This window comes from Inquilinus limosus MP06, assembly GCF_000767795.1.
Taxonomy (GTDB): Bacteria; Pseudomonadota; Alphaproteobacteria; order DSM-16000; family Inquilinaceae; genus Inquilinus; species Inquilinus limosus_E.
In genome coordinates, this window is the sequence record NZ_JANX01000527.1 from 1 (window position 1) to 4,448 (window position 4,448).

The following is a 4,448-nucleotide window of genomic DNA, read 5'->3' on the forward strand; positions in this document are numbered from 1 at the left end:
CGCCGCGCCCCTCCGCTTCGCCGCCTGGCAGGCTGCCGACGGCGGCGCTGGCGGCCATTTCAACGGCAAGCTCGAACGGCCCCGCCTGGTGCGGCGTGCCCTTCCGCCGGCCGCGATCGAGCGGCTGTCCGACGAGGCGGTGTGCCGGGCGCTGGGCGACGACGTCCTGGGCGCCTGGGACTTCTCGTGGCATATCGGGTCGGACCATGTGATCGACCTGTCGCCCCACCGGATGCACGGCCGCACCGTGAACCTGCCGATGCGCGGCGCCACCGGCCATGACTGGGATGGGACGGAACGGAGCTGGGCCCGCGCGCCGGAGCAGTACGGGGCGATACATTTCCACGACGACGACATCGACGACGCGGGCTGGACACCGGACGTCACCCTGCGCATCCCCGATGGCCTGCGAAGCGGGGTCTATGCGGCCCGGCTGCGCGGCGGCGGCTGCGAGACGCACGTGCCCTTCTTCGTCCGCCCGCCCGCCGGCAAGACCACCGCCCCGGTGGCGTTCCTGGCCCCGACCGCCTCCTACACCGTCTACTGCAACAACCGGGCGCGCTTTTTCAGCGCCGGGACCGAGATGCTGCGCGGCCAGCTGCTCGACATCGACGCCACCGACCTGCTGTTGCTGCACCATCCGCTGGGGCTGTCGACCTATTGCGCCCACAGCGACGGCAGCAGCGTGTGCTTCGGCACCCGCCTCCGGCCCACCACCAATTTCCGGCCGAAGGGCCGGCTGTGGAACTTCAGCACCGATCTGTTCGTGATCGACTGGCTGGAGCAGATGGGCTGCGGCTATGACGTCATCACCGACGAGGATCTGCATCGCGAAGGGGCGTCGCTGCTGCAGCGCTACCGGGCCGTGATCACCGGCTCGCACCCCGAATATGCGTCGCTGGAGATGCTGGACGGGCTCGAGACCTACCTGAGGACCGGCGGCCGGCTGATGTATCTCGGCGGCAACGGCTTCTACTGGCGGATCTCCTACCAGCCCGGGCGGCCGGGCGTGATCGAGATCCGCCGCGCCGAGGACGGCACCCGGCCTTCGACCGCCGCGCCGGGCGAGTACCACCACGCCTTCACCGGCGAGCATGGCGGGCTGTGGAGCCGCCAGGGGCGCCCGCCCAACGCCGTCGCCGGCGTCGGCTTCATCGCCCAGGGCTTCGACGCGTCATCCTATTACCGCCGCCAGCCGGGCAGCTTCGACCCTCGGGCCGCCTTCATCTTCGACGGCGTGGAGGAGGAGATCCTGGGCGATTTCGGCCATCTCGGCGGCGGCGCCGCGGGGGACGAGCTGGACAGCTTCAGCACCGCCGCGGGGTCGCCGCCGCACGCACTGGTGCTGGCATCGTCGGAGCGGCATTCGAACACCTACCACATGGCCAACGACGCCATCGTGACGCCGACGGGCGCGATCGGCGCCCCGCACAGCCCGCAGATCCGGGCGGACATGGTGTTCTTCGAATGCCCGAATGGCGGTGCCGTCTTCTCGACCGGGTCGATCGCCTATGTCGGCAGCCTGTCCCACAACGGCTACGACAACGCCATCGCCCGGCTGACCGGCAACGTGCTGAAGCGTTTCCTGGAGCCGACGCCGTTCGCCATGCCGGAGGCGGCTGCGCGGTGAGCGTGCCGTTGCGCCCTCCGCAGCGAAACCGCTAAGATTCTGCGTTTTCGCCAATCACCGATGGGAACCGCAGTGCTGGCCTTGGACGAGATCGACGTCGGGATCATGGACTACCTGTACAACGACGCGCGGGCCCCTGCGAAGGCGATCGCCGAAGCCCTGAACATGCCGGAATCGACCGTCCGCAACCGGATGGCGAAGCTCGTCAGCTCCAACGTCATCGAATTCATCGCCCTGACGAACCCGCTGAACCTGGGCCACAACGTCTGGGTGATGATGGAGATCGAGGTGATGACCCGCCGGATCCGGCAGGTCGCGAAGGAGCTCTCGGCGATTCCCGAGGTCTATTTCGTCTACATCACCACGGGCAGCTTCGACATCTTCGCGGGCGCCACCTTCTCGAACAACACCGAGCTGGTCGATTTCGTGACCAACCGGCTGTCCCAGGTCGACGGCATCGTCCGGGTCAACACCCGGACGATCCTCGAGGTCCACAAGCGCATGTTCAAGTTCCGGCCGCACGCCTCGGTGATGAAGGCCGCCCGGGCCTCGCGCAAGACCCAGGCGGCCAAGGAGGACTGAGCCGCCGGCGACCGGCCGCGCTCAGCGCACCCGGTCCCACACCAGGGTCGAGATGGCGACACGGCCGTCGCGCGGGTTCCGGTCCGGCCCGGCGATGATCGTCAGCGTGTCGCCATCGACCACGAAGCGCCGCCGCTGGTCGGTCTTCGCCCACAGCTCGTTCCACGACACCTCGATGTGGTGGATGACGTGGTCGCCGTCGATGCTGTAGCGCCCGGCATAGGCGGTGAGGCCGCGGAACAGCCCGACCGCCTCGGCATCCGTCACCAACACCTGCGCCGGCGGCCTGCGGTCCCCGGGCACGGCGATGATCGAGAATCGCCCGTCCGCCGTGTAGGTCAGGAGCCCGCCCGGATGCGGGCCGCGCGGCTCCGCCGTCTCGCCGGTCTCGACCGTTTGCTGGACATGCGACCGCAGCCGCCAGGTGGCCATGAGCGGCGACGCCGCGGAGCCTGTCTCGGACAAGAGAGCCCTCCCCCCTTCGTTCTGAGCCGCACCCTCCGCCCGCGATCCGGGGATCGGCGCCATGCTCCGGTTCCGATTGCCAGATTTGCCGCATCGGTGATATTGGTCAATTCATATTGCTCTTTCCTCCAAAAAATCCATAGATCTATGCGTAAAGCTCGAAACGAGGCATCCGCATCAACGGATTCCGTACAGGGAGGTCATCATGACGATGTCGAGACGGACCGTTCTGGGCAATGGCGCCGCGTGGGCGGCGATGGGCATGGCCGGCCCTGCCTGGGCCGATTTCCAACCCAGCCCGCGCTATCCCGATCCCGCCGTCCGGGCGCTGGATCCGAGCTTCGAGAAAACCATCGTCTTCTTCGCCGCGGTGGAGCAGATCGCGACCGGCGGCACCCGCTACACCGAGGGGCCGGTCTGGTTCGGCGACGGCCGCTACCTGCTGTGGAGCGACATCCCCAACAACCGCATGCTGAAATGGGACGAGGAGACGGGGGCCGTCAGCGTCTTCCGCGCCCCGTCGAACTTCGCCAACGGCAACACCCGCGACCGGCAGGGGCGCCTGGTCACCGCCGAGCACGGGCGCCGCGTCACCCGCACCGAACATGACGGCACGATCACGGTGCTGATCGACACATTCGACGGCAAGCGCCTGAACTCGCCCAACGACGTCGTCGTCGCCTCCGACGATTCGATCTGGTTCACCGACCCGCCCTTCGGCATCGGCGGCAACTATTCGGGCAACAAGGCCGAGGCAGAACTGCCGAACAACGTCTACCGCCTCGACCCCCGCACCGGCGCGGCGACGGTCGTGGCGGGCGACGTCACCGCGCCGAACGGCCTGTGCTTTTCGCCGGACGAGAAGATCCTCTACGTCGTCGACTCCTTCTCCAAGCCCGTCAGCATCCGCGCCTATGACGTGACCGGGAACGGCACGACGCTTTCCAATGGCCGGACCTTCTTCAGCTGCGAGCCGGGCGAGGCGCCGGACGGCATCCGCTGCGATGTCGACGGCAACGTCTGGTGCGCCTATGGCGCCGTCAAGGAGGGCATCGACGGCGTCCTGGTGCTGTCGCCCGCGGGCAAGCGTATCGGCCATATCGCACTGCCCGAGCGCCCGGCCAATCTGTGCTTCGGCGGCCCCAAGCGGAACCGGCTGTTCATGACCACCGGGCGCGCCGTCTATTCGCTGTATGTGAACACCCAGGGCGCGCCGGGCGGCTGAAGGCTCCGCCCGCCCCTTCCCTCTCGTCATCCGCAAATCGCAGTCAGGAACCGCCATGGCCACCGACACGTCCTCTTCCACCCCGGCCCGGGATGCGGCTGCCGCCCTGGTCTCGACCTGGCGGCTGGTCGGCCATCTGCAGGAGCTGGTCGAAACCGGGGAGAAGAGCCATCCGCGCGGCCCGAACCCGCAGGGATTCCTGACCTACACCGCGGATGGCCGCTTCAACGTCTTCAACCTGCCGCGCGACCGGCCGAAGCCGAAAGGGCTGGCCCCGACCGACGAGGAGGCGCTGGCCCTGTTCCGCGGCCTCACCGCCTATGCCGGCCGCTACAGCGTGGTGGGCAGCACGGTGATCCATCACGTCGACATCTCCTGGAACGAGACCTGGACGGGCACGGACCAGGAGCGGCGCTTCACCTTGGACGGCGACACGCTGACCATCGTGAACGGCCCGATCTTCAGCCCATGGGACGGCAAGCGGATCATCGCCACCATGACCTGGCAGCGGGTCCGCCCCGGCGAACGCTGACTACCCTGCCGCCC

The 4,448-nt window shown here is 68.3% G+C and carries 5 protein-coding genes; 4 read left to right on the plus strand and 1 reads right to left on the minus strand.

The genetic code is table 11. The features are described from left to right. On the plus strand, positions 1-1,630 hold a 1,630-nt coding region (locus P409_RS39320; RefSeq protein ID WP_052121471.1), incomplete at its 5' end, for a N,N-dimethylformamidase beta subunit family domain-containing protein. 60 nt (positions 1,631-1,690) lie between these two features. Continuing rightward, positions 1,691-2,212, plus strand: a complete 522-nt coding sequence (locus tag P409_RS27585) for an Lrp/AsnC family transcriptional regulator (protein ID WP_081991833.1) — start codon at positions 1,691-1,693, stop codon at positions 2,210-2,212. A 21-nt stretch (positions 2,213-2,233) separates the two neighbouring features. Here the strand turns inward: P409_RS27585 and P409_RS27590 are convergent, their stop codons facing one another. Beyond that, the gene (locus P409_RS27590) at positions 2,234-2,677 is read right to left on the minus strand and encodes a lipocalin-like domain-containing protein (protein ID WP_161790482.1); all 444 of its coding nucleotides are present in this window, start codon (positions 2,675-2,677) and stop codon (positions 2,234-2,236) included. Between the two features lie 205 nt (positions 2,678-2,882). Here P409_RS27590 and P409_RS27595 point away from each other — a divergent pair, with 205 nt between their 5' ends. Next, positions 2,883-3,902: an SMP-30/gluconolactonase/LRE family protein gene (locus P409_RS27595; protein ID WP_081991835.1), complete on the plus strand. Its 1,020-nt coding sequence runs from the start codon at positions 2,883-2,885 to the stop codon at positions 3,900-3,902. Positions 3,903-3,957: 55 nt separating this feature from the next. After that, a complete protein-coding gene (locus P409_RS27600; RefSeq protein ID WP_052121474.1) occupies positions 3,958-4,434 on the plus strand; it encodes a lipocalin-like domain-containing protein in 477 nt (158 codons plus the stop codon). Positions 4,435-4,448 lie beyond the last annotated feature (14 nt).

What these genes read in the sequence shown, in the direction of transcription:
- P409_RS27585 (WP_081991833.1), top strand. Translation starts at nt 1,691, where the DNA reads ATGGGAACCGCAGTGCTGGCCTTGGACGAGATCGACGTCGGGATCATG.
- P409_RS27595 (WP_081991835.1), top strand. Translation starts at nt 2,883, where the DNA reads ATGACGATGTCGAGACGGACCGTTCTGGGCAATGGCGCCGCGTGGGCG.
- P409_RS27600 (WP_052121474.1), top strand. Translation starts at nt 3,958, where the DNA reads ATGGCCACCGACACGTCCTCTTCCACCCCGGCCCGGGATGCGGCTGCC.